The organism is Sinorhizobium sp. B11, from assembly GCA_039725955.1.
Lineage (GTDB): Bacteria > Pseudomonadota > Alphaproteobacteria > Rhizobiales > Rhizobiaceae > Rhizobium.
On the sequence record CP091034.1, the window covers coordinates 1,280,428 to 1,304,777 of the forward strand.

The 24,350-nt window shown below is 60.6% G+C and carries 24 protein-coding genes and 1 pseudogene; 8 read left to right on the forward strand and 17 right to left on the reverse strand.

What is annotated here, in order from left to right:
* Window positions 1-9 precede the first annotated feature (9 nt).
* From LVY75_16140 to LVY75_16155, 4 genes are all read right to left on the reverse strand, one after another.
* Complete coding sequence (locus LVY75_16140) at window positions 10-561, reverse strand: GrpB family protein (GenBank protein XAZ24726.1); 552 nt, start codon at window positions 559-561, stop codon at window positions 10-12.
* Window positions 562-637: 76 nt separating this feature from the next.
* On the reverse strand, window positions 638-1,564 hold the full coding sequence (locus LVY75_16145; GenBank protein XAZ24727.1) for a Gfo/Idh/MocA family oxidoreductase: 927 nt from the start codon (window positions 1,562-1,564) through the stop codon (window positions 638-640).
* 324 nt (window positions 1,565-1,888) lie between these two features.
* Window positions 1,889-3,775, reverse strand: coding sequence for an ATP-binding cassette domain-containing protein (locus LVY75_16150; GenBank protein ID XAZ24728.1), 1,887 nt, complete (start codon window positions 3,773-3,775; stop codon window positions 1,889-1,891).
* 93 nt (window positions 3,776-3,868) lie between these two features.
* A complete protein-coding gene (locus LVY75_16155) occupies window positions 3,869-4,918 on the reverse strand; it encodes a GGDEF domain-containing protein (GenBank protein ID XAZ24729.1) in 1,050 nt (349 codons plus the stop codon).
* 264 nt (window positions 4,919-5,182) lie between these two features.
* Between LVY75_16155 and LVY75_16160 the strand changes: the two genes are divergently transcribed.
* Together LVY75_16160 and ndk are read left to right on the forward strand one after the other, a co-directional pair.
* Window positions 5,183-5,872: a glutathione S-transferase family protein gene (locus LVY75_16160; protein ID XAZ24730.1), complete on the forward strand. Its 690-nt coding sequence runs from the start codon at window positions 5,183-5,185 to the stop codon at window positions 5,870-5,872.
* Window positions 5,873-5,954: 82 nt separating this feature from the next.
* Window positions 5,955-6,377 (forward strand): nucleoside-diphosphate kinase, encoded by a 423-nt coding sequence (gene ndk, locus LVY75_16165; GenBank protein XAZ24731.1) that lies wholly within the window; start codon window positions 5,955-5,957, stop codon window positions 6,375-6,377.
* A gap of 72 nt (window positions 6,378-6,449) precedes the next feature.
* Here the strand turns inward: ndk and LVY75_16170 are convergent, their stop codons facing one another.
* Both LVY75_16170 and LVY75_16175 read right to left on the reverse strand, forming a co-directional pair.
* The gene (locus LVY75_16170) at window positions 6,450-6,956 is read right to left on the reverse strand and encodes a hypothetical protein (protein ID XAZ24732.1); all 507 of its coding nucleotides are present in this window, start codon (window positions 6,954-6,956) and stop codon (window positions 6,450-6,452) included.
* Window positions 6,953-7,501, reverse strand: coding sequence for a CGNR zinc finger domain-containing protein (locus LVY75_16175; protein ID XAZ24733.1), 549 nt, complete (start codon window positions 7,499-7,501; stop codon window positions 6,953-6,955). Before LVY75_16175 ends, LVY75_16170 begins: the two co-directional genes overlap by 4 nt.
* Before the next feature lie 67 nt (window positions 7,502-7,568).
* Between LVY75_16175 and LVY75_16180 the strand changes: the two genes are divergently transcribed.
* A complete protein-coding gene (locus LVY75_16180; GenBank protein ID XAZ24734.1) occupies window positions 7,569-8,465 on the forward strand; it encodes a branched-chain amino acid ABC transporter permease in 897 nt (298 codons plus the stop codon).
* Here LVY75_16180 and LVY75_16185 read toward each other — a convergent pair whose 3' ends face one another.
* From LVY75_16185 to LVY75_16205, 5 genes are all read right to left on the reverse strand, one after another.
* Window positions 8,466-8,927, reverse strand: a complete 462-nt coding sequence (locus tag LVY75_16185; GenBank protein ID XAZ24735.1) for a molybdenum cofactor biosynthesis protein MoaE — start codon at window positions 8,925-8,927, stop codon at window positions 8,466-8,468.
* 33 nt (window positions 8,928-8,960) lie between these two features.
* Complete coding sequence (moaD, locus tag LVY75_16190) at window positions 8,961-9,215, reverse strand: molybdopterin converting factor subunit 1 (GenBank protein XAZ24736.1); 255 nt, start codon at window positions 9,213-9,215, stop codon at window positions 8,961-8,963.
* On the reverse strand, window positions 9,212-9,802 hold the full coding sequence (gene pgsA / locus LVY75_16195; GenBank protein XAZ24737.1) for a CDP-diacylglycerol--glycerol-3-phosphate 3-phosphatidyltransferase: 591 nt from the start codon (window positions 9,800-9,802) through the stop codon (window positions 9,212-9,214). Before pgsA ends, moaD begins: the two co-directional genes overlap by 4 nt.
* A gap of 110 nt (window positions 9,803-9,912) precedes the next feature.
* The gene (gene uvrC / locus LVY75_16200) at window positions 9,913-11,955 is read right to left on the reverse strand and encodes an excinuclease ABC subunit UvrC (GenBank protein ID XAZ24738.1); all 2,043 of its coding nucleotides are present in this window, start codon (window positions 11,953-11,955) and stop codon (window positions 9,913-9,915) included.
* Window positions 11,952-12,719, reverse strand: coding sequence for an SDR family oxidoreductase (locus tag LVY75_16205; protein ID XAZ24739.1), 768 nt, complete (start codon window positions 12,717-12,719; stop codon window positions 11,952-11,954). The genes uvrC and LVY75_16205 overlap by 4 nt, the downstream gene beginning before the upstream one ends.
* 363 nt (window positions 12,720-13,082) lie before the next feature.
* Here LVY75_16205 and LVY75_16210 point away from each other — a divergent pair, with 363 nt between their 5' ends.
* On the forward strand, window positions 13,083-13,715 hold the full coding sequence (locus tag LVY75_16210; protein ID XAZ24740.1) for a porin family protein: 633 nt from the start codon (window positions 13,083-13,085) through the stop codon (window positions 13,713-13,715).
* A gap of 106 nt (window positions 13,716-13,821) precedes the next feature.
* Here LVY75_16210 and LVY75_16215 read toward each other — a convergent pair whose 3' ends face one another.
* Entirely contained in the window at window positions 13,822-14,418 is a 597-nt protein-coding gene (locus LVY75_16215) for a glutathione S-transferase (protein XAZ24741.1), read from the reverse strand.
* A gap of 57 nt (window positions 14,419-14,475) precedes the next feature.
* Window positions 14,476-15,345 carry a 23S rRNA (adenine(2030)-N(6))-methyltransferase RlmJ gene (locus LVY75_16220; protein XAZ24742.1) on the reverse strand — a complete coding sequence of 290 codons (870 nt, stop codon included), beginning with the start codon at window positions 15,343-15,345 and terminating at the stop codon, window positions 14,476-14,478.
* A gap of 17 nt (window positions 15,346-15,362) precedes the next feature.
* On the opposite strand from LVY75_16220, the gene LVY75_16225 reads away from it, so the two are divergent.
* Together LVY75_16225 and LVY75_16230 are read left to right on the forward strand one after the other, a co-directional pair.
* Complete coding sequence (locus LVY75_16225; GenBank protein XAZ24743.1) at window positions 15,363-17,552, forward strand: molybdopterin oxidoreductase family protein; 2,190 nt, start codon at window positions 15,363-15,365, stop codon at window positions 17,550-17,552.
* The gene (locus tag LVY75_16230) at window positions 17,549-18,151 is read left to right on the forward strand and encodes an NUDIX domain-containing protein (GenBank protein ID XAZ24744.1); all 603 of its coding nucleotides are present in this window, start codon (window positions 17,549-17,551) and stop codon (window positions 18,149-18,151) included. Before LVY75_16225 ends, LVY75_16230 begins: the two co-directional genes overlap by 4 nt.
* 55 nt (window positions 18,152-18,206) lie before the next feature.
* Here LVY75_16230 and LVY75_16235 read toward each other — a convergent pair whose 3' ends face one another.
* From LVY75_16235 to purM, 4 genes and pseudogenes are all read right to left on the reverse strand, one after another.
* Entirely contained in the window at window positions 18,207-19,505 is a 1,299-nt protein-coding gene (locus LVY75_16235) for an FAD-dependent monooxygenase (protein XAZ24745.1), read from the reverse strand.
* Between the two features lie 4 nt (window positions 19,506-19,509).
* Window positions 19,510-20,130: a PadR family transcriptional regulator gene (locus LVY75_16240; protein ID XAZ25736.1), complete on the reverse strand. Its 621-nt coding sequence runs from the start codon at window positions 20,128-20,130 to the stop codon at window positions 19,510-19,512.
* A 391-nt stretch (window positions 20,131-20,521) separates the two neighbouring features.
* Window positions 20,522-21,187 carry a phosphoribosylglycinamide formyltransferase gene (gene purN, locus LVY75_16245; protein ID XAZ24746.1) on the reverse strand — a complete coding sequence of 222 codons (666 nt, stop codon included), beginning with the start codon at window positions 21,185-21,187 and terminating at the stop codon, window positions 20,522-20,524.
* Window positions 21,184-22,256: pseudogene (gene purM / locus LVY75_16250) on the reverse strand (phosphoribosylformylglycinamidine cyclo-ligase). The gene purN and the pseudogene purM overlap by 4 nt, the downstream one beginning before the upstream one ends.
* Window positions 22,257-22,500: 244 nt before the next feature.
* Between purM and LVY75_16255 the strand changes: the two are divergent.
* The gene (locus tag LVY75_16255) at window positions 22,501-23,625 is read left to right on the forward strand and encodes an AI-2E family transporter (protein XAZ24747.1); all 1,125 of its coding nucleotides are present in this window, start codon (window positions 22,501-22,503) and stop codon (window positions 23,623-23,625) included.
* Complete coding sequence (gene hdaA / locus LVY75_16260) at window positions 23,618-24,331, forward strand: DnaA regulatory inactivator HdaA (protein XAZ24748.1); 714 nt, start codon at window positions 23,618-23,620, stop codon at window positions 24,329-24,331. The genes LVY75_16255 and hdaA overlap by 8 nt, the downstream gene beginning before the upstream one ends.
* The last annotated feature ends 19 nt before the right edge of the window (window positions 24,332-24,350 follow it).

Here is a 24,350-nt window from a genome sequence, read left to right on the forward strand (position 1 = left end):
CGCCGGTCGTCAGGCGAGTCCCGCTTCCGCCAGGATCTTGTCGATGAAATCCTTCTTGGCACCGGTGTAGGCAGCGCGGCTTTCGGCAAATTTCTGCGCCAAGCCGATCTTCAGTTCTTCATAGGCAAGCGCGAGAGCGGGATCGTTTCGCAGCCTGTCGCGGAAGAAGATGTCCCGCCGCCAGTTGAAGCCCTGATATTCCACGACATGGGCGAGATGCGTGCGCGTCTCGCCCGTAATGCCGCGGCCGAAGAGATGGTCGTCGGCCACGATGTCTGCACCGGCATAGTCATAGCCGATCGCTTCCATTGGCTTGATGCAGTCAAGTCCATCGTCGAGACGGCGGACGCCGATCAGGATGTCGATGATCGGCTTCGCCTTGATGCCGGGGATGGCGGTGCTGCCGAAATGCTGGATGTCGAGCGCCAGGGGACCCAACGCCTCGCGGATTCTGAGTTCTTCCAGCAGATAGGCTTCCCGCCACCTCGCATTGGCGTCGGCAAGCCTGACCGTCAGATGCCGGACGCCCAAACCAAACGATTCATCCTGCTCCTGCTGCATGGAACGGCCCCTCACGCCTCGCTGCCGCTATTGTACCATTCTGCCGGCGCAATAGCATCTGCCCGTAGAGGGACGGTCAGTCGTGGAACGCCTCGACGAATTTGCGCTTGCCGAGCATGAAGGCGTCGGCGACATGGCGCAGGGGCGCCAGATCGACATCCGACTTGCCGGCCTTGATGAGTTCGGCAAAGCGGCGATAAAGCGACGGATATTCGGCCTCCGGGGCCGAGAACTTCAGCTCGCCGCCAACTGAGAGCTTCGAGCCGCCTTCCGAAAGAACCATCTGGCCTGCAGCCGTTTCGGCGATGATGTCCCAGCTCTGCTTGCCGGTCTGGCGCCAGTCGAATTCGGCGTGGACCGGAACATAGTCGACATTGCGGAAATGCAGATCGGCCGCGATCGGCGAGTCGCGATTCTCAGGGAATTCCAGCGTGCCTCCGCTGAGGAACATCGCCTTCGGCAGGATATGCGTGACGATCGACAGTGCATTGATGCCGGGATCGAAAACGCCGAGGCCGCCGGCCTGCCAGATCCATTCCTGGTTCGGGTGCCAATGGCGCACGTCTTCCTTCCAGATGACGTGCATGCTCTTCATCTCGGTCGAGGCGAGGAACGATTTGGCGGCTTCGACGGCGGCTGCATAGCGCGAATGCCAGCTCGCAAACAGTGTCGCACCCTGCTGGTTCGCGAGGTCTTCCAGGTCTTCCACTTCGCTCAGTGTCGCGCCCGGCGGCTTTTCCAGAAAAACGTGTTTGCCGGCGGCGAGCGCCTTGTAAGCGGCTTCATAGCGATACTGCGGTGGCATGCAGAGCGAAACGGCATCGATCGACGGTTCGGCCGCCAGCATGTCGTCGATCGAGGTATAGGCGGTGACGCCGTCGACCGTGCCATGGCGGCTCGCCGTCGCCACCAGCTTGAAGTCGGCATTGGCGGCGATGGAGGGGAGGTGCTGGTCGCGGACGATCTTGCCGACGCCGACGATGGCGAGGTTGATGGCTGACATTGTAAAGCTCGCGTTCGGTGTTTCGCTAAAAGTATGACTTATTGCGCGCCGTTTTATCAGAAAGCGGTTCGCGGGCAAGCCTGGTCTTTGACAACAGACGACGCGATTTTTGGGGAATTGTCCAGCCCTTGACGGGCGCGACGGTTCTTGTGTCGCAGCCGGGTATCTCAAGATATTTATGGACTTTCGAGGTTCAAAATCTCATCCGAGCGCGCCTGGTCCCTCCCTTAAAAGGACGGCCGTGACGCAGACTTCGCAGCTAGGCCCAATCTGGAAGGCCGCCAGGAATGAGCGCTGGCGGCCAGTGAAATCCCCGGCAGCGCTTCAGCTCGCCATGGCTCCTTCATATTCAGCGGAGAGCTCCAGCCATTGCTCTTCGGCAGCAGCAAGCTTGGCGGCTGCTTCGCCCCGCTGCTTGGCCTTGTCGGCGGCCTTGGCGGGCGCCTTTTCATAGAGCGCTGGATCCGCAAGTTCCGCATCAAGTGCCTGAATCAGTTTCTCCAGCTTGCCCGTCAAGGATTCGATTTCGTTGATCTTTTTCTTGAGAGGGGCGAGCGAGGCGCGCTTGTCGGCATTCAGCTTGCGCTGATCGGCCTTCGATGCCTGGTCTTCAGACTGCTTCTGCTTTTCGTCGTCTTTTTTTTTGCCGGAAGCAACGATCAGGTCGCGATATTCATCCATATCGCCTTCGAAGCTCGTCACCGTACCATTGTTGACCAGCCACAGGCGATCGACCGTCGCTTCGATCAGGTGCCGGTCGTGCGAAATCAGGATGACGGCACCGTCATAATCGTTCAGCGCCTCGATCAGCGCGCGGCGGCTGTCGATGTCGAGATGGTTGGTCGGCTCGTCAAGGATCAAGAGGTTCGGTGCATGAAAGGCGGCAAGCCCCATCAGCAGGCGTGCCTTTTCGCCACCCGAGAGGTCCTTGGCGGCGGTCGCCATCTTTTCGGTCGCAAGCCCCATCTGTGCCACGCGGGAACGCACCTTGGCTTCCGGCTCGGTCGGCATCAGCCGGCGCACATGCTCGACGGGCGTCTCATTCGGCACGAGGTCGTCGAGCTGATGCTGCGCGAAGAAGCCGATCTTCAGGCTGGGCGCCAGGCGCAGATCGCCGCTTTCGGGAGCCAGCCGCCCCGAAATGAATTTCGCGAAGGTCGATTTGCCGTTGCCGTTCGAGCCGAGCAGCGCGATGCGGTCGTCATTGTCGATGCGCAGATTGAGCCCCTTGAGGATCGGCTTGCCTGGCTCGTAGCCGACGGCGCCGCCGCTGATTGCGACGATCGGCGAGGCCGGCTGTTTTTCCGGCTCCGGGAAGGTGATCGGCTGAACGTGATCCTCGATCACCGACGCGACCGTGCCCATGCGCTCCAGCGCCTTGACCCGCGATTGGGCCTGCTTGGCTTTGGAGGCCTTGGCCTTGAAGCGGTCGATGAAGCTCTGCAGATGCTTGCGCGCCGCATCGTTCTTCGCCTTGGCCTTCATCTGCAGTTCGTCGGCTTCCGCTTTCTGCCGCTCGAACTGGTCGTAATTGCCGCGATAGAAGGTGAGCTTCTTCTGATCGAGATGAACGATCGAATTGACCGCGTTGTTGAGCAGATCGCGATCGTGGCTGATGATGATGACCGTGTGCGGATAGCGGCGGATATAATCCTCCAGCCACATCGTGCCTTCGAGGTCGAGGTAGTTGGTCGGCTCGTCGAGCAGCAGCAGGTCCGGCTCGGTAAAGAGCACGGAGGCGAGCGCCACGCGCATGCGCCAGCCGCCCGAGAAGGAGGATGCGGGCCGGGCCTGCGCTTCCTGATCGAAGCCGAGGCCCGAGAGGATGCTGGCGGCGCGCGCTTCTGCCGAATGGGCGTCGATATCGACGAGGCGCATCTGGATTTCGGCGATGCGATGCGGATCGGTTGCGGTTTCCGCCTCGGCCAGCAGCGCAGCGCGCTCCTTGTCGGCGGAAAGCACGATCGTGATCAGCGAATCCTCGGTGCCCGGTGCTTCCTGCTTTACCTGACCCATGCGCGCATTCTTGGGGATCGATATTGTCCCGCTCTCGGCTCCCAGATCACCGGTTATGACGCGGAAGAGGGTGGATTTGCCGGCGCCGTTACGCCCCACGAGCCCTGCCTTCGTGCCTGATGGCAGCGAGACGCTGGCATGGTCGAGGAGCAAACGGCCGGCGATGCGGGCGGAAATGTCTGAAATCGTGATCATGCGCGCGGTTTTGGCCGAAAGCTGCCGCCAAGGCAAGATGGATCAGCGGCGTGTTCGCCACTGTCTGCCATGAATGGCCTCTGGTCGAACGCCTTACCGGCCGAAGGCCTGCACCGGCTGACGCGGATTGGACTGGGCGGCGAGCAGCGCCACGCGGGCGTTGGCTTGAAGCTGGCCGGGCGTTGCGGCATCGCCGCTGAGCGCCACGCCGACCGAAATCGTCAAGCCGCTCGCATCTGAAATGTCCGACGCCGCGAAGACAAGATTGTCTTCGACCGAACTGCGCAGCCGTTCGGCGATCGCCAGCGCATCCTGCATGCCGACATTGGCAAAGAGGAAGGCGAATTCGTCAGCCTCCAGGCGCGCAATGAAATCGTTCTTTTTCACCGTCTTGCGGAAGAGGCCGGCAAGCTTTTTCAGAAGCTTGTTGCCGGTCTGCATGCCGTAACGGGCGGTAAGCTCCTTGAAGTCGTCGATGTCGATCATGATCAGCGCGCTGCCGGCCGCACCCTCTTCCTGACCATAGAGGTCGTCGAGTGCACGATTGAGGCCGATACGGTTCGGAAGGCCGGTGATCTTGTCGGTGACACTTGCCGCCTGCACGGCCGAAATGCCGCGCTCCAGCGCCGTCAGCCGTTCAATGTCCTCTTCCAGCTTCGTGCCGATCGCGCGCTCCGCGGCAAGCACGGCTGAAAGGGAGGCGGCGAGATACTCGACCTCGGCCATGAAGTCGGCAAGGCTCTGGTGCTCCTGCTGGCCCGAGACGGATTTGAGGATGGTCTCGCAGGCGCGTGCGAAGGCCTGGTGATGCAGGCGTCCCTCGGCCAGCCGCTCGGCCGTTTCCTTCAGCATGCGGCTCGCTTCGTTGCGCGAGCGGTCGCCCGCCAGCCCGTAATGGCCGACGAGCCGGTAGCGCAGGCCGAGTTCGTCCAGTGCTTCCTGCTGTGGGTGTGAACCGAGGGCTGCGATATCCTGCGCCAGCCCGGCATTCAGGCCGACAAGCGCTTCGTGGAACAATTCGTAATTGCGCGGCAGGCCCGCCACGTTGAGCCGCATCATGTGCTGAGCGACCTTCTGTATATCGGCAGGCGGCGTCGGCCGGGCAGCCTCGCGCGCATTCAATGCATTAGCGGCAGTCGGCATGACGATCCCCTCATTGCCATCGGTTCGCTTGGGCCACCGGCTCATCTGCTTCCGCTATGAGGGCAAGCTTTTAAGAGACATTGAATTTTCAAGCTTCGTCGGGAGGGAAGCCGCAAAACCGGTTAATGCACCCTTGCTGCGTCCCGATCGGGAATGGCCCTGTCCGTATCAGCAGCGGCCGTGATGGCGCCATGAAAATTCCTGATTTGATCGCGCCGGCTTTCTGGCGTGGAATGAACCCGCTGCGATATCGAAAGGACTGATATGACCAGAGTTCTTTATTCCCTGTGCGGCGCCGACGAGCGTCATTTCTTCTCGCCGCATTGCTGGAAGGCGGTGATGGCGCTTGCCCACAAGGGCCTCGATTTCGAGGAAGTGCCGACGACCTACAGCCGCATTGCTGGTATCGGCGGCGGCTTTTCCAAGACCGTGCCGGTTCTGGACGATAACGGTCGGCTGATATCAGACAGTTTCGATATCGCCCTTTACCTGGAAGAGGCCTATCCGGACCTTCCGTCGCTATTTGGTAGCGAGGGCGGCAAGGCCTTGTCGCGTTTGGTCGAGGGTTATTCGCAGATGATCATCCATCCGGCGATCATGCGGATCGCGCTCCTCGATATTCATTCCATTCTCGATGAGGGCGACAAGGCCTATTTCCGCGCCAGCCGCGAAAGCCGTCTCGGCAAGCCGCTGGAGGATTTCGCCGCCGGACGCGAGGCGGAGAGGGAGGCCTTTGCCGCCAAGCTGGAGCCGATGCGACATATGCTGCGCTTCCAGCCGTTCATCGGCGGCGAGAGCCCGCTCTTTGCCGACTATATCGTCTTCGGCGCGCTGCAATGGCTGCGCATCGCCGCCGGCCTTGCCATGCTGGCTCCGGATGACCCCGTCATGGCATGGTTCGAGCGCTGCCTCGATCTTCACGAAAGCCGGGGCCGGACTGTGACAGCGGCGTGAAATTGCCATAGACCCCTTGTTTTCAGGCAGTGAGGCGGGTAAAGACCGCCCACTTTTCCCTTACGAGTATGAGGACCTGATAATGGCGATTGAACGCACCTTCTCGATGATCAAGCCGGACGCAACGAAGCGCAACCTGACGGGCGCTATCACCAAGATGCTCGAAGATGCCGGCCTGCGCGTCGTCGCCTCCAAGCGCGTCTGGATGAGCAAGCGCGAAGCTGAAGGCTTCTACGCTGTTCACAAGGAACGTCCGTTCTTCGGCGAACTCGTCGACGGCATGACCTCCGGCCCGACCATCGTTCAGGTTCTGGAAGGCGAAGGCGCCATCCTGAAGAACCGCGAAATCATGGGCGCAACCAACCCGGCAAACGCCGCCGAAGGCACGATCCGTAAGGTTCACGCTCTCTCGATCGGCGAAAACTCCGTCCACGGTTCGGACGCTCCGGAAACCGCAGCCCAGGAAATCAAGTACTGGTTCTCCGACACCGAGATCGTCGGCTGATTCAGTTACGGAGCATTCCTCGGGAATGCATTGAATTGACTGAGAAAAGCCGGGCTCGTCCCGGCTTTTTTGTTAAGCCGGACACTTGTCCGTATTTGAAAAATCCGTCGTCCCGTCCGGTTTGAAGACCTCCGGGTTCTTCTCGTAGCCGGCCCCGACCACCAGCGGCTTGCTCGGCAGCACCGTCTGGTCGAGATCGGATTTGAACTGCGCCTTCAACTCCTGCAGAAGCTTGCCATCCTTGTCGACCAGCTTGACTGTCACCGAATAGGGCCGGTCCTTGACCACGCAGTGCAGGTTTTCGCTCTGGACCGAAATCTTGTCGTCCATTGGGAAGACCTTCTGGTTCAACACAAGCGGTGTGCCGCCTTGAGGGTTCTCGAACTCGGCAACGATGGTCGAGCCGTTGGGAATGGGCGCCGTCTTCTTCATTGTCAGCAGATAGGTGGCGCTGGCGTTTCGATAGTTGAACACGAACAGATGCCCCGTCACTTCCAGCATGGTTTCGGCCTGGCGCTGGCAGGCGGCAAGCATGATCCCTGCTGCTGCAAGTGTGGTAATGACTAAACGCCGCTTCATGGCGTCTCCTCCTTCTTTTTCCTCCGGTAATGCCTGATCGCCTTGGCGCGGTTGCCGCAGACGGCCATATCGCACCAGGCCCGGCTTTTATTCTTGCTGCGGTCGATGAACAGCCAGCCGCAATTGCCGCAGATCTTCATTCGCTCCGGATCTGGCATGGCGATCAGCCGCAAGACCGAATGGGCCATTGCCGTATCAAGCCCCTTTTCCGATGCCCCGCGCAGGGTGCGCGCCAAAGTCTCCAGCAATTCGGCGAGCAGCCGGTCGTCGTTCCCCGCGAGCACGCGCTGTCGGAAGTACCGGTCCGTCGCTTCGCGCAGTTCGATGAAGTTCGCTCTATTCTGCGCTTGAATGGGCGCTATGTCGCCGAAAAGTACCCGTTCGGCGCAGAACGCTCGCGCTGCCGCTGGGAAGCGCTCCATCTGCCCTTCGGCCTCGAAGCGGTCGATGCTGCGCGCCGTATCGTGACGTAGGATGACGCTGTTGGCGACATCGAGCGCCAATGCGCCGCCGGAAAAACGGTGAGGGGTCCAGGAGAAGGTCATGAGAAAAATATAACTGGTAAAAACGCATTTTGCTAGTTATTATTTTAAGGCGATCTGGAGTGTCGGAATGGCCTATCTTCTGCAGCAACTGGCAAATGCGGTGCCGCTCGCAGCGCTCTACGCCACGCTTGCCTTCGGCTATTCGATCGCCTTTGGGGTCACCAAACGCGCCGACATCACCTATGGTGCGATAATCGCCTTTGCCGGTCAGATGCTGCTGCTCTTCACGGACATGGCCTATAATCGCCTCTGGCTGGTGCTGCCGGCGGCGATCGCGGTCGGCGTCTGTGCCTCGCTGGTCTATTCAGTGGGGGCTGGGGTGTGGATCGGCCGTTTCGTCATGCAGCCGCTCGTCAGCAAATCGCCGAACACGGTCATCGTCGCAGCGCTCGGAATGATGATCGTGCTGATGGAGACGGCGCGCCTTGCCGCCAATACCCGCGCCATCTGGCTTCCGCCGCTCCTGAACGACAACGTGACCTTCTGGAGCGACGGCACCTTCAAGGTGACGCTCACCTATATCCAGCTTCTGGATACGGCCTTGATGTGCGCAATCATTGCGATCGGGGCGGTAATCCTGAAGCGCACCGCCTGGGGCCGCCTGTGGCGCGCCGTCATAGATGATCCGCTTGCCGCCGAACTCTGCGGTACCAGCGCCAGCCGTGTCTTCCTTGTGTCCTATGGGGCCGCAGCGCTCGTCGCCACCTGCTGCGGCATCCTTGCGACCTTCTATTACGGATCGATGGATTTCGGCGCCGGGCTGATGTTCGGCCTCAAGGTGTTGCTGATCGCTGCTGTCGGTGGCTATTCCGATCCGCTGCGCTCGGCGGGCGGCGCGGCCGGCCTCGCACTCGTCGAGACGCTCTGGGGCGCCTACGGTTCCTTCATCTGGCGCGATCTCGCCATATTCTCGCTCTTGGTATTCCTGCTGGTATTGAGCCGCCGCGAGCGCGTCGTGCTTTGACTATTTCCAGCGATCGCGCGCGGTGTTGTCGGCATCTTTCGCCGCGATCCAGTCGCCCGTGTCGCCGTCCTTGCCGTGTTCTTTCTTCCAGAAAGGGGCGGAGGTCTTCAGGAAATCCATGACGAAGTTCGCGCCGTCGAAGGCGGCCTGCCGATGCGGCGCCGCTGCGACGACCAGCACAATATTCTCGCCGGCCGCAATCTTTCCGAAGCGATGGATGGCGGTCAGGCCGTTGAGCCCGAAACGCTCGATGGCGAGCTCGCCGATACGGCTCATCTCCGCTTCGGCCATGCCGGGATAATGTTCGAGTTCCAGCGCCGAGAGCGTGCCGCCTTCATCGCGGCAAAGACCGGAGAAGGTTACGACCGCGCCGATGCCGGGCTTGCCTTTGGAAAGCCGGTCGATTTCCGCCTGCAGATCAAAATCCTCGCGCTGGACGCGAATGGTAGGCGTAATGCTCACAGGAGACTCCTCAGCCCAGAGAACCGTCGTCCCTCAGCCGCCCGTCATCGGCGGGAAAATACCGATCTCCCGCGCTCCGCCGATCGGCTCGTCATGCTCCACATGTTCCTGGTCGATCGCGACCCGGATGACGTCAGGATATTGAAGGGCCATCTCATATTCCTCGCCCAGGCCCTTCAAATGATTCAGAAGATCGGCAACGCTGACGACGGAGGAGGGGAGGTCGATCTCCTCCTCACCCTTGCCGATGCGTTCGCGTACCCAGGCGAAATAGACAAGCCGCGTCATTCTTCGTCATCCACCACATGTTTCAGGCCGGCGCGGAAATAATCATAGCCGGTATAGATCGTCAGAAGTGCTGCGATCCAGAGGAGCGCGATCCCCGTCCAGGTCGTGTAGGGGAAAATGGTATCGCCCGCCGGGCCCGCGAGCAGGAAGGCGATGGCGACGAGCTGCAGCGTCGTCTTCCACTTGGCAATGCGCGTTACCGGGACGCTGACCTTCAGCGCGGCCAGATATTCGCGCAGGCCCGAAACCAGGATCTCGCGGCAGAGAATGATGATCGCCGCCCAGAGCGACCAGCCGGCGATCGTGCCGTCGGCGGCAACCAGAAGCAGGATGGCGGAAACCAGCAGTTTGTCGGCAATCGGGTCCAGCATGCGGCCGATATTCGAGGTCTGGTTCCAGATTCGCGCGAGATAGCCGTCGAGGAAATCGGTGATCGAGGCGATGACGAAAATCCAGAGCGCCACCCAGCGCGCGGTATCGCTGCTGCTGAGCCGTCCCTCGATGAAGAAGCAGACGACGATCAGCGGCACCGCCAGGATGCGGCCGTAGGTCAGGAGATTGGGGATATTATACGCACGCGATGCCATGAAGCGGTTCTCTTTGATATTGCGGCGGTAGATGACGGCTTTGCCCTTCGACCGTCAACATTCTTTCTGTTTTTTCGCTGCCTTTGCGTGGAATTTGCGACCGGCGCCGCTTATTTCGCGGCGTCGTCGTGAAAATGATTATAGACCTGCTTTGCGACGGTCTCCGAAATCCCTTCCACCGCCATGAGATCGGAGAGCGCGGCTCGCGACACGGCTTTCGCCGTGCCGAAGTGCTGCAACAGGGCCCGCTTGCGCGAAGGCCCGATGCCGCCGATCTCGTCGAGCGGATTCTTGACCATCTCCTTCTTGCGCCGGGCCCGATGCGAGCCGATCGCGAAACGGTGCGCCTCGTCGCGCATGCGCTGGATGAAATAGAGAACAGGATCGCGCGGCGGCAGCGTGAAACTTCCCTTGCCGGGTGCAAAGAAACGCTCACGGCCGGCCTCGCGGTCCACGCCCTTGGCGACGCCGATGGCAATCACGCTGTCGGTTATCCCGAGCTCTTCCAGGATGGCACGTACCGCGGTCATCTGTCCCTGGCCGCCGTCGATGAGGATCACGTCCGGCCAGGCGGGGAAGGGCATGTCGGCCGCATCTGCGACGGAGACCTGCGCGCTCCTGTCCGGAATGCCCTCTTCCTTCAGCAGGCGCGAGAAGCGCCGCGTCATCACTTCGCGCATCATGCCGAAGTCGTCGCCGGGGGTGATCTCGGTCGATTTGATGTTGAACTTGCGATACTGGTTCTTCACGAAGCCTTCCGGCCCGGCGACCACCATGCCCCCGACCGCATTCGTGCCCATGATATGCGAGTTGTCGTAGATCTCGACGCGCTGCGGCACATAGGGCAGGCCGAACGTGTCCTTGAATCCTTCCAGCAGCCGGGATTGCGAGGCGGTTTCAGCAAGCTTGCGCCCATGCGCCTCGCGGGCATTGGCGATAACATGCTCGACGAGATCGCGCTTCTCGCCGCGCTGCGGGACGAGGATCGAAACCTTGTGTCCGGCTTTTTCACCGAGTGCGGCCGCCAGCAGTTCCAGTTCTTCCACCGTTTCCGACAGCATGATCTGCCGCGGCACCGGCTTGTCGTCGTAGAACTGCGCGAGGAAGGCGTTCAGCACCTCGGCGCCAGACAGTTGCGGATCGGCCTTCGGGAAATAGGCGCGGTTGCCCCAGTTCTGTCCCGTGCGGAAGAAGAACACCTGGATGCAGGAAATCCCGCCTTCGTGATGGATGGCGAAAACATCAGCCTCTTCGACGCCGGCCGGATTGATGCCCTGGTGGCTCTGGACATGCGAGAGCGCCGCGAGGCGGTCGCGGTAGATCGCAGCGCGTTCGAAATCGAGATCTTCGGCGGCGGCGTTCATCGCCTCCGCCATGTGCTCCTTCACCTTCTGGCTCTTGCCGGAGAGGAAGTCCTTGGCCTCCTGCACCAGCTCCGCATAGCCCTCGTCGCTGACCTCATGCGTACACGGCCCGGAACAGCGCTTGATCTGGTAGAGCAGGCAGGGCCGGGTGCGTGTCTCGAAGACGCTGTCGGTACAGGTGCGGATCAGGAAGGCGCGCTGCAGCGAATTGATCGTGCGGCCAACGGCACCGGCCGAGGCGAAGGGACCGAAATAGTCCCCCTTCCGGGCACGCGCACCGCGATGCTTGAAGATGGCAGGGGCGCGGTGATCGCCTGTTATCAGGATATAGGGAAACGACTTGTCGTCGCGCAAAAGCACGTTAAAGCGCGGCCGCAAGCGCTTGATCAGATTCGCTTCGAGCAGCAGCGCCTCGGTCTCCGTCCGCGTCGTGACGAATTCCATGTTGGCGGTCTGGCGCACCATCTGGGCGATGCGGTTGGAGTGCACGCGACCCATCGCATAGTTGCCGACGCGCTTCTTCAGGCTGCGGGCCTTGCCCACATAGAGCACATCGCCCGCCTCGTTGAACATGCGGTAGACGCCGGGGCTGTTCGGCAGGCGCTTGACGAATTCGGCGATCAAATCGGCGCCGAGCAGGCCGGTTTCGTTGATGCTGCCGGCATTCCAGTCGACCGACGCCGAAATCGGCGAGGCAGAGGCATCGCCTTCTACCTCGATGATATCGTCGTCGTTATCATCGGTCTCGTCGTAAAGAACACCGCCATCCGGCAGCTTCTTGGCATTCATTCCTTGATCTCCAGCACATCAGGCGTTTGCCAAGCGAGATGCTGGCCGCCGTCGAGTGCAATCATCTGACCCGTGATCGAAGGGGTCTCGAACAGAAAACGAATCGTTCGGCCGAATTCCTTGAGCTCAGGTCCCCGCTTCAAGATAAGGGCTGAAACCTGTGCTTGGAAGTCTTCCTGCAATTGCCGCTCGCTCGGCATCGATGGGCCGGGACCGATCGCGTTGACGCGGATGCGTGGGGCCAACGCCTGCGCCATCGTCTGGGTCGCCGTCCACAGCGCCGATTTCGACAGAGTATAGGAGTAGAAGCTCGGCCGCAGTGCCCAGACGCGCTGGTCGATAATGTTGACGATCAGCCCCTCGGCCGTTTCCGGTAGCTGTTCGGCGAATTTAGCGGCGAGTATCGAAGGCGCGCGAACATGGACGGCAAAGTGCTCGTCCCATACTCGTGCGTCGAATTTGCGGAGCGAATCCTCGAGGAAAATCGATGCGTTATTAACGAGAAGATCGAGCGGTCCGAGCGCCTCGCACGCCTTTCCGACAAGCTCCTCGGTCTCGTCAACATTGGCGAGATCTGCCTTGATCGCAACCGCCTGATGGCCCTTCTGCCGCAATTCCGCCGCAAAGCTCTCGGCTTCGGCGAGCGAGCCGTTGGCATGGATTGCGACCGAAAATCCATCAGCAACAAGGTCTTCGGCAATCGCCCGGCCTATTCTTTTGGCGGCACCCGTCACAAGCGCCGCGCGAAGTCTTTTCTGGGTCAAGATGCTGCCTTCTGATCCTGCGAGTCCGTTTGCTGACTATATAAGGGCAGGCCTAGATTATATAAATAGGCCGAAAGCATTGCCTCTGCTGGCCGGATATTCTATGTATTATTTGCGGAATCGAGTTATTAAAATGAGTATTGTAAGTTTAACTCATTATTATCCTTAATAAACGGTATGTTGCAGCCAAGCAACATCGAATTTCTGCCGCCGCGGGGCCACAATGATATCACAATTTGGCTCTTTCAAATCCGCATTTGCACTCCAATTTCACTCTCGAACCGGAAGGGACATTTAGTAATCCCCCGTGAATGCTTCGCCGATTTTGAGTTGACGGGCGCGCGGGACTGAAAGGAGACAAGTATGCGTATACTCTTTGCTGGCCTCATGGCTTCCGCTCTCGCCGTTGGCGGTTTCTCGGTAGCCCACGCAGCTGATGCCGTGGATCAGGTTCCGCAGGCCCCGGTTGCTGAGGAGACCCCGGCTCCGGTCAACAACTGGCAGGGCTTCTACCTCGGTGGCGCAGCGACCTACAACATGGGCAGCTTCGGTCACGACCGTGACACCTACGATTGGGGCGGCCAGCTCTTCACCGGTTACAACTTCCAGCAGGGCCAGATCGTTTACGGTGCTGAAGCCGATCTCGGTTACGGCGATGCGGACGTGACTCAGGACGGCATCAAGAACAAGACCGGCTGGAATGGCTCCGTCCGCGGCCGCGTCGGTTACGACCTGAACCCCTTCCTGCTTTATGGTACGGCAGGTCTGGCGCTCGCCAACACTAAGGTTTCCGACGGCACGTCTTCCGACAGCAAGACCGCCTACGGCTATACGGTCGGCGCCGGTGTCGAAGCCTTCGTGACCAACAACATCACGACGCGTCTGGAATACCGCTACACCGACTACCAGGACAAGGACTACAATCTCGACTCCGGCAGCGTTTCGCGCGGCTTCGACGAAAACAGCGTCAAGGTCGGTATCGGCGTCAAGTTCTGATCCCGATTGCATCGAATATGAAAAAGCCGGGCTTCGTGCCCGGCTTTTTTTTGTTGTCTGCGTCGACCTCGGATTCTAGTGCCTTGCCCCATAGGCCTTACAAATCTCAGGTCTGCGGCTTCAATTGCTCGTAGCCGTCGAACTTCTTTTCGAATTCCCGCAGCCAGCCGATCAGTTCGGCATGGTCTTCCTCCCACTGGCCCTTGAAGCGCAGGTCGAGGTAGCCGATCGTGGCGGCGAGCGCGAAATGCCCGCCATGCATCTTCTTGCCGAGCTTCGGCGTATTGGCGGCCAGATAGTTCAGTGCGGTCTCGACCTTCTTCCACTGCCGGTCGATCCAGGGCTGATGCATCTTTTCTTCGTCGCGGAAGCGGCGTTCGTAGACGATCGCCAGCAGGCAGTCGCAGACGCCGTCGCAGAGCGCTTCCAGCACTTCGGCATCCGTGCGCTTGCCCTTTTTGGAAGGATAGAGCGCCCCCTTCTTGAGCCGGTCGAAATAATGCATGATGGCGATGCTGTCGAAGATGGAAACACCGTCATCCGTCAGCAGCGTCGGGATCTTGCCGAGCGGGTTGTTGTCCACGAGGATCGCCGGTCCCGCATTCGTATCGACCCGGATTTCCGTAGTCTCCAGGCCGAGATGGCGCGAAGCCATGCGCACCTTGCTGGAGAAAGGGGAGGTCGGGGAGCAGAGAAGCTTCATGGGGCACCTTTTGGATATGCTGATGGCGCCGGACTATTCCCGAGCGACGAGAGTCGGTCAATCGGCCTTGGCGAGCTTGGTTTCGCCGCGCAGCCAGAAAGCTCTTTGCGAGGCGAAACGGTCCTGCGCCAGATGGTCCTTCAGCGCCGGTAGCAATTGGTGCAGCTCGTCCTTCAGCGTGAAGGGCGGATTGACGATGACGAGGCCGGAGCCCGTCAGCCCCGTCGTCTCGCGGTCGCTGCGCACTGCAAGCTCGGCGCAGAGCATCTTCGGGATTTCGGTCGCCTGCAGCGCTTCGTGAAATTCCTTGATCGGTGCGCCCTTCTTCAGTGGATACCAGAGGCAATAGGTGCCACCAGGAAAACGCCGGTAGGCCTTGGCAAGACCATCCACCAGGCGCTCATATTCGCCGTCTTCCTCGAAGGGCGGATCGACGAGCACGATGCCGCGCTTTTCCTTGGGCGGCAGATGCGCGCCGAGCGCCAGCCAGCCGTCGAGCTCGGTGATGCGCGCATGATGGTCGCCTTCGAAGACGCGATGCAGGCGAACAAAATCCTCAGGGTGCAGTTCCATTGCCGAAAGCCGGTCCTGCGGGCGGAAGAGCATGCGGGCCAGTTTGGGCGAGCCGGGATAGAAGCGCAGGCCGCCCTGCGGGTTCAGCTCGCGGATGGCGGTGAGATAGGGCTCCAGCAATTCGGAGACCTGTGGTCCGAGATCGGTCTCGAGCAGTTTGCCGATACCATCTTGCCATTCCCCGGTCTTCTGCGCTTCCTCGGAAGAAAGATCGTAGAGGCCGATGCCGGCATGCGTGTCGAGTACGCGGAAACCCGCATCCTTCTTCTGCATGTAGCGGACGAGCCGAGCCAGCACCGCATGCTTCAGGACATCGGCGAAATTGCCTGCATGATAGATGTGGCGATAGTTCATTTTCGCTGATGCCTGTTATGAATTCGGATCATTGGGAGTTTTTGTGCCTTTTGGGCGGTCGAGCCTTGGCATATAGAAATCGCATGAACATTGCGACCCCCATCCATGCCAAATCCCGGATCGGCCATACGGCCTGTCCGCATGACTGTCCCTCCACCTGCGCACTGGAAGTGGATCTGACGGAAGACGGCCGTATCGGTCGTGTCCGGGGCGCCAACGATCATTCCTACACGTCGGGCGTCATCTGCGCCAAGGTCGCCCGTTATGCCGAGCGGCTCTATCATCCGGACCGTCTCATGCACCCGCTGCGCCGCGCCGGCGCCAAGGGGGCAGGGCAGTGGCAGCAGATTTCCTGGGACGATGCGCTGGATGAGATTGCCGAAGCCTTCGTGAAGGCCGAGGCCAAGGATGGCAGTGAGGCCATCTGGCCTTATTTCTACGCCGGCACCATGGGCTGGGTACAGCGCGACTCGATCGAGCGCCTGCGCCATGCCAAGCGTTATTCCGGCTTCTTCTCCTCGATCTGCACCAATCCCGCCTGGACCGGTTTTACCATGGCGACCGGCATGCTGCGCGGCCCCGATCCGCGCGAGATGGCCCGCACCGATTGCGTCGTCATCTGGGGCACCAATGCTGTTGCCACCCAGGTCAATGTGATGACCCACGCGATCAAGTCGCGCAAGGAGCGCGGCGCGAAGATCGTCGTCATCGACATCTACGACAATCCGACGATGAAGCAGGCTGACATGGCGCTCATCGTCAAGCCGGGTACCGATGCGGCCCTTGCCTGCGCCGTCATGCACATCGCCTTCCGCGACGGTTATGCCGACCGCGACTACATGGCTGGATATGCCGACGATCCCTCGGGTCTCGAAGCGCATCTGAAGACAAAGACGCCGGGATGGGCGGCCGCAATAACCGGTCTTTCGGTCGATGAGATCGAAGCCTTCGCCAAGCTCGTCGGCACCACGAGGAAGACCTTCTTCCGCCTCGGCTATGGCTTCACGCGCCAGCGCAATGGTGCGGTCGCCATGCACGCGGCAGCCTCGATCGCCACCGTGCTCGGCTCCTGGCAATATGAGGGCGGCGGCGCCTTCCATTCCAACAGCGATATCTTTCGCATGAACAATGCGGAACTGACCGGCAAGTCGATGAAGGATGCCGACATCCGCATGATCGACCAGTCACAGATCGGCCGGGCGCTGACCGGCGATGCCGTGGCGTTGCGCGATCGCGGCCCTGTTACGGCCATGCTGATTCAGAACACCAATCCGGTGAATATCGCCCCGGAACAGCGGCTGGTGAAACAAGGCTTTGCGCGCGACGATCTCTTCGTTGCCGTGCATGAGCAGTTCATGACCGAGACGGCCGAAATGGCCGATATCGTCATTCCCGCCACCATGTTCGTCGAGCACGACGATATCTATCGCGCCGGCGGCCAGAACCACATTCTGCTTGGGCCCAAGCTCGTCGAGCCGCCATCGACCGTGCGCACCAATCTCTTCGTCATCGAGGAACTGGCAAAACGCCTTGGCGTCGCCGATCGCCCCGGCTTCGGCTTCACCGCCCGCGAAATGGTCGATCGCGTTCTGGCCGCTAGCAACCTGCCGGACTATGACCATTTCCTCGAGCACAAATGGTTCGACCGCCAGCCGGCTTTCGAGGACGCACACTATCTCAATGGTTTCGCCCATGCCGACGGCAAGTTCCACTTCCGCCCGGACTGGGTGAACGGCGCCTCACCGAACAAGCCGCCCGCTTCCGTCGGTGCGCTCGGCCCCTATGCCGAACTGCCGCCGTTCCCGGATCAGGTCGACGTCATCGAGCTTGCTGACGCCGAGCATCCCTTCCGCCTGGCGACATCGCCGGCGCGCAATTTCCTGAATTCGAGCTTCTCGGAAACCAAGACCTCGCGCCAGAAGGAAGGCCGCCCGGAAGTGATGATCAACCCTGTCGATGCCGAGGCGAACGATGTCGGCAATGGTGACCTCGTCCGCATTGGTAATATGCGCGGTGACCTGCGCATCCACGCCCGCGTAACGACCGAGGTCAAGCCGGGCGTTTTGATCGCCGAGGGCCTCTGGCCCAACAAGGCGCATGTCGATGGCGAAGGCATCAACGTTCTCACCGGCGCCGATCCCGTGGCGCCCTATGGCGGCGCTGCCGTCCATGACAACAAGGTCTGGCTTCGCAAGGACGTCATATGACGCAATCTAAGGCAAAAGTGGAAATCGTCGGCAAGGAGACCCTATCCGACGGCTGGACGAAGCTGACCGGTTATCGGATCGATTATACCGATCGAAATGGCGTGACCCATCGCCTGCCGCGCGAGGTTTATCACCGCACGCCTGCCGCCTGTATCCTGCTTTATGATCCGAAGCGCGATGTCGTCGTGCTGGTGAAGCAGTTCCGCCTGCCGGCCTATGTAAACGGCGATCCCGCCTGGATGATCGAAGTGCCTGCCGGCCTGCTGGACGGCGACGAACCCGAGGCCGCGATCCGCCGCGAAGCGATGGAGGAAACGGGATATACGGTCCGTGACGTCCGCTTCCTCTTCAAGTCCTATCCGGCGCCAGGCTCCATTACCGAAGTGGTCCATTTCTTTGCCGCGACGATCGATATCGGCGATCGCACATCCGACGGCGGTGGTCTCGAGGAAGAGCACGAGGACATCGAGGTACTGGAAATTCCGCTGCCGGAAGCTCTAGCGATGGTCGAAAGGGGAGAGATCATCGATCTCAAGACGATTACGCTGCTGCAATGGGTATTGTTGAACAAAGGCGAAGTTCGGAAGCGGGCAAGCTGATCGATATCCGATCCGTCGATTTGCCCGGGACGGATCGAGATAATCCGCGACGAGGTCAGTTCTCCCCGCGAACGCGCATCATTTGACGAAAGGCGCGCCGCCTTAGTGCAGGTATCGCGTTTATGGTGCGCATGACGCCGCGTGTGACGCCGAGCTGAAGCCTGCCGACAATCGGCCGATGGGCCAGATCGCGGGCATCCATCTGCTTTTTCGATTCCTGGACTGCTTCCTTACTGTAGCGAAGCATCTCGATTTCGTAGGCTCGTATGGCTTCGAGGAGGGGCTTTCGGCCCTGGTCCGCTTCGACCAGCATGCGTCCGAGCAGAGCGGCATCGCGAAGCGCCGTATTGGCACCTGCGCCACGTCCCGGTGTCATCGTATGCACGGCGTCGCCGAGCAGAGTGACATTCGAGCTCGTCCAGGGCGTCGGTGGTACGGAAGTCCTCATCATGACATCGTGGATCGTCGCTGGTTCCGTCATGCGGATAAGCGCCTGCAGGTGCGGATGCCAGTCCCGAGTGATCTCCAGGCCGAGCTCGCGCAATTGTTCGCCGCTCAGCCCGGCCGGATCCTGCGGGAAGTTCTGCCGAGCGCCCCATAAGCCCCAGCCGATACTATCCTCGTCGAGCGCCTCGACGAAATCCGGCCACCGGGCAGCAAAATCAGGGTCGCTTCTGCTGTGGGCGAACTCGAGTGAATGAATGATGGCGCCAAAGCCCATCGGCGCCATAATCAGCGACATGCCCTTGAACATTTTGTCCGACAGCAGAGCCTTCGTTTCGGCTGTCATGGGAATTTTGCCCCCGAGCGAGACGATCCCCGTGTCTTCGAGGCGCGCTTCCGGCAGACGTTGCTTGCGCAAAGTCGAACTCGTGCCGTCCGCCCCCACAAGGACTTCACCTGTCGCGAGGCTTCCATCCTGAAAACGAGCGGTAATCGATCCGTCGGCATTATTTGTGTAAGCTTCAAACGTCTTCCCGAAGTATACCTCTGCTTCAAGCCCCCTGAGCAGAACCCGTCGCAGCGTCTTTCGAATGACGTTCCGTTCGCCATCCAGAGCATTCGGGCCCGCATCTTCGATATCGAAGCTCAGCACTTCGCCGAATTGTTCGGTCAGCATGTTGAAATAGCGCGGCGACCTGGCGCAGGTAGCGACATAGAGGTCGTAGAGTTCGTCGGGGACACAGGCTTTCAGCGCGCGGCTTCCAGCCGGGCTGATGCCGACGCGATACCCGCCGGTGTCGGCGTTCGGTGCGCGGTCTCGCTCGTACACCGCAACGCTGATGCCGGCCCCCTTGAGCAGATGAGCGAGCGCCAGACCGCCAGTCCCGGCGCCGATAATCAAAACCTTCATGGTCCTAGTCCTGGTCGAGTTTGGGGTCGATGGTGAATTGGGTGGCGATCTGCCTCAGCCACTCTTCCGTCCAGGTGATGCGCTGGGTGCGCAGGTCCGCGACAACGCGGGTGACCCAGGACAATTCGGTTGCGTGAAGCGCTCGGAGATATTCCATCTCGAGCAGGAAGAGCCTTGGAACGGCCTGCGCTTCGTGCAGAGTTTCGTCGATCCGGCGAAGCTCCGCCTCAATGGCTTTTGCTCTGAGCTCAAGCTGGCTTGCCACATCGTCAGGCGAAAGCAGCGGAAGAAATGATATGGCTGCGGGGAATTCCGGATATTCCCGCGTTGGGGTCGACAAGATCGCCCGCATCCAGTCCAGCGCGACGTCACGGCCTTTCCTGGTTATCTCGTACACAGTCCGCTCGGGACGCTTGTCATCCCGGATTGTTTTGCGTGGGGTGATCAAGGCTTCGCGCTCAAGGCGCTGGATCGTCTGATAAAGGCTCGCCCTCTGCGTGACATTGATCACCTCGTCCTTACCGCGCTCCTTGATGAGTTGCTGCATTCGATAAGGATGCAGCGGCTCTTCCATGAGCATTGCAAGGACGGCGAGGGCGATTGGAGAGCGTTTGATCGATGTCATAGTCATAGTATTACTAGTAAGATTATGACTAGTCAACGTGACGATTCGGGCCTGCTGATGCCTCGGCAAATGCCGGGCCGCATTGGTGACCATGGATGAGCGAGCGAGGCATGCGACCATTTCCAACGTCTTGGCCAACGAAGTGGTGGGCAAGGTCGGCGGGTCGAGAACGGTCACGCTGTCAAAAATGGTGGAAGGTCGTCTTCGCGTCCGTGGCGATGGCCACGTCGAACGCCGCCAGTCCTGCTGGCTTTATGGATAGCGGCAGGATTGCCAGCCGCCTTGCACCCGCCTCAGGCTCTTGCCGCCTGAAGGCAGGTATTCCCATTTTTCGCCAGACCTCGGAATGCCCGATGACGCAAGACCTCTCGGCACTTTTGCGGGAATTGCTTCAGTCGCCGATCAACGAAATAAGCTGGGATTTCGGAGCGGTGGCGGAAGCTGTTGCCCCAACCGCTTTCCCGCCTTCCATCTTCACCTTGCCTTCCGCAAAGAGACGGAGAGCCTGCGGGTAAAGCTGGTGCTCGATGGTCAGCACGCGTCCGGCTAACGCTTCGGCAGTGTCGCCCGCAAGCACAGGCACGGCGGCCTGGCCGATGACCGGCCCCTCATCCATGCCTTCGGTAACGAAATGCACCGTGCAGCCGGCAATGCGCATGCCGGCATCAATCGCCCGCTGATGCGTATGCAGTCCCGGAAAGAGCGGCAGAAGAGAAGGATGGATATTGATGATCCGGCCTTCATGGCGCTGGATGAACGAGCCCGAAAGCAGCCGCATATAGCCGGCAAGGCAGATGATGTCAGGCGAAAGCTCGTCAAGTGCGGCAAGGATCGCCGCCTCGTGCGCGTCCTTGCTCGCATAGTCCTTGCGCACGAAGGCAAAGGTCGCAATGCCCTCGGCGGCCGCCTTGGCAAGCCCGCCGGCATCGGCCTTGTCGGAGATCACGCCGACGATCTCTGCCGGATAGTCAGTCGATTTTGCCGCCTGCACCAAGGCCATCATGTTGGAGCCGCCGCCGGAAATAAAGACGACGATGCGTTTGCGCGGTGAGCTCATAGGGCGAGCGTACCCTTGTAGATCGTGCCGGCTTCGCCTTCCGCCCTGGCGACCATACCGCCGAGCGTGATCACCTTCTCGCCTTCGGCTTCGAGCACCTTGGAAACGGCGGCAACATTCTCCTGCGCAACGACGACGATCATGCCGATGCCGCAATTGAAGGTGCGCAGCATTTCCTTTGCTTCGACGCCACCCGTCTTGGCAAGCCACGAGAAGACCGGGGCACCTTGACGGCGGCGAGGTCGATCTCGGCGGCGAGATGCTTCGGCAGCACGCGCGGAATATTTTCAGGAAAACCGCCGCCGGTAATGTGCGCGAGCGCCTTCAGCGCGCCCGTCTCGCGGATCGCCTTCAGGAGCGGCTTCACATAGATACGGGTCGGCGTCAGCAGCGCCTCGCCGAGCTTCTTGCCCTCGGCAAAGGGGGCAGGCGCATCCCAGTCGAGCCCGGAAAGCGAAACGATCTTGCGCACCAGCGAGAAGCCGTTGGAATGGACGCCCGATGAGGAGAGGCCAAGGATGACGTCGCCTTCGGCAATATCGCCCGACGGCAGCAGCTTGCCGCGTTCGGCGGCGCCAACGGCAAATCCGGCCAGGTCATAATCGCCGGAGGAATACATGCCCGGCATTTCGGCCGTTTCGCCGCCGATCAGCGCGCAGCCCGCCTCGCGGCAGCCGGCAGCAATGCCGCCAACGATCGCCGCACCCTGGTCCGGGTCGAGCTTGCCGGTCGCGAAATAGTCGAGAAAGAAGAGGGGCTCGGCACCCTGGACGACGAGATCGTTAACGCACATGGCGACGAGGTCGATGCCGACGGTCTCGTGATAGTCCGCGTCGATCGCGATCTTCAGCTTGGTGCCGACGCCGTCATTGGCGGCAACCAGGACCGGATCGGTGAAACCTGCGGCCTTGAGGTCGAACAGGCCGCCGAAGCCGCCGATCTCGCCGTCGGCACCCGGACGGCGCGTGGAGCGCACGGCCGGCTTGATCTTCTCCACCATCAGGTTCCCGGCATCGATGTCGACGCCTGCATCGCTATAGGTCAGACCGTTTTTTCCAGACTGGCTCATGGTGATCTCCGGAGGATTTAAAGCTGCGGACAGGGGACCGCGTCACATGCCGGTCGCAATTGCATGAGAGTGCGCTTTATGCAAGCGTTGCAAGGGAAAAGCCCCCATTTTCCAGCTAATCCCTGTGCGCTTTCCGGATTTGGTGCAACAGGGTTGACCATCTTTGCGCCTCCATCCTATGTGCTCAAACGGCTGGGGCCGTTGGAAAGCGGTGCGGGCGGGGCGTGCAATCAGCGGGGAAGCGATGCCACAACAAGTCAGCGGAACGATACTGAAGCGCCAGATCATCTTCTGGGTGGCGGTTCTGCTCATCTTCATCGCCTTCCTCTATATTTTCAGTTCGATCCTGTTGCCCTTCATTGCCGGCATGTCGATCGCCTATTTCCTCGATCCTGTCGCAGACAGGTTGGAACGGCTGGGCTTGAGCCGTCTGATGGCAACCATTGTCATTCTAGTGGCCTTCGTCATCGTCTTCGCGCTGGCACTGGTGATCCTGATCCCCGTCCTCATCAACCAGTTCAACGATTTTGCCCAGCGCGTGCCGGGCTATATCAGCCAGCTGCAGCAATTCATCGCCAACTATCAGGATTCCGTGCTGCCTGGCTGGATCAGAAGCCAGCTCGGGACCATCAAGGACAATCTATCCGGTATCCTTTCGGAAGGCATGGGCTTTCTGACGGGTCTCTTCGCGCAGATCTGGAATTCCGGCAAGGCGATCGTCGATGTCATCTCGCTTCTCGTCGTCACGCCGGTCGTCGCCTTCTACATTCTGCTCGATTGGGATCGCATGGTCGCCAAGGTCGATCAGTGGGTGCCGCGCGACTATGTGAGCGACGTGCGCCAGATCGCCACGGAAGTGGATCAGGCGATTGCCGGCTTCATCCGCGGGCAGGGCTCGCTCTGCCTCATCCTGGGCATCTACTACGCCCTGGGCCTCTCGATTGTCGGCCTGAACTTCGGCCTGCTCATCGGGCTTTTCGCCGGCATGATCAGCTTCATTCCCTATGTCGGCTCGCTGGTTGGCCTCGTCATTGCCATTGGCGTGGCGATCGTCCAGTTCTGGCCTGATTATATCTGGATTATCGCCGTTCTGGCGGTCTTCTTCTCCGGCCAGTTCCTGGAAGGCAATATCCTGCAGCCGAAGCTCGTCGGCTCCAGTGTCGGCCTGCATCCCGTCTGGCTGATGTTTGCGCTCTTTGCCTTCGGTGCACTGTTCGGTTTTGTCGGCCTGCTGGTCGCGGTGCCGGCCGCTGCCGCCGTCGGCGTCCTTGTCCGCTTTGCGCTTTCGCGCTACCTTCAAAGCGATCTCTACTATGGCGGGTCGCCGGGCGGCCGGGCCCGGAAGACGAAATCTGTTTCCGATGAATGACGTGAAGAACGCTGATCCGAAGCGCAAGGCCGGAGAGCAGCTTCCCTTGGCCTTTTCGCACGACGCCGCCGCCGGGCGCGACGACCTCCTTGTCTCGGAGCGTCTCGCGGCGGCCGTTTCGATCGTCGATGCCTGGCCGAACTGGCCGTCACCGGTCGTCATCCTTGCCGGTCCCGTCGGTTCCGGCAAATCGCATCTCGCCGGCATCTGGAAGGAGCTGAGCGGAGCGAAGATCATCCACCCCAACGCTGATTCCGATGCCGCGATCACGGCCGCCAATGGCCCCGTGCTTTTTGAGGATGCCGACCGCGCGGGCTTTGATGACGTCAAGCTCTTTCACGTCATCAACAGCGTGCGGGAAAACGGCACCAGCCTTTTGATGACCAGCCGCCTCTGGCCCATGTCCTGGCCGGTCACGCTGCCTGATCTGCGTTCCCGCCTGAAGGCCGCGACGGTCGTGGAGATCGGCGAGCCGGATGAGGAACTTCTGTCGCAGGTCATCGTCAAGCTCTTCGCCGACCGGCAGCTTTATATAGATGACAAACTCGTCCTTTATATCGTCAATCGCATGGAGCGGTCGCTCAACGCCGCCCAGACGATTGTCGAAAGGCTCGATCGGCTGGCGCTTTCCAGAGGCACGGGCATTACCCGTTCGCTTGCCGCTGAAGTATTGAATGAATTGGGCAATTCCGGCTCGGGCGATTGACTGTCACAGTTCCGTCGTG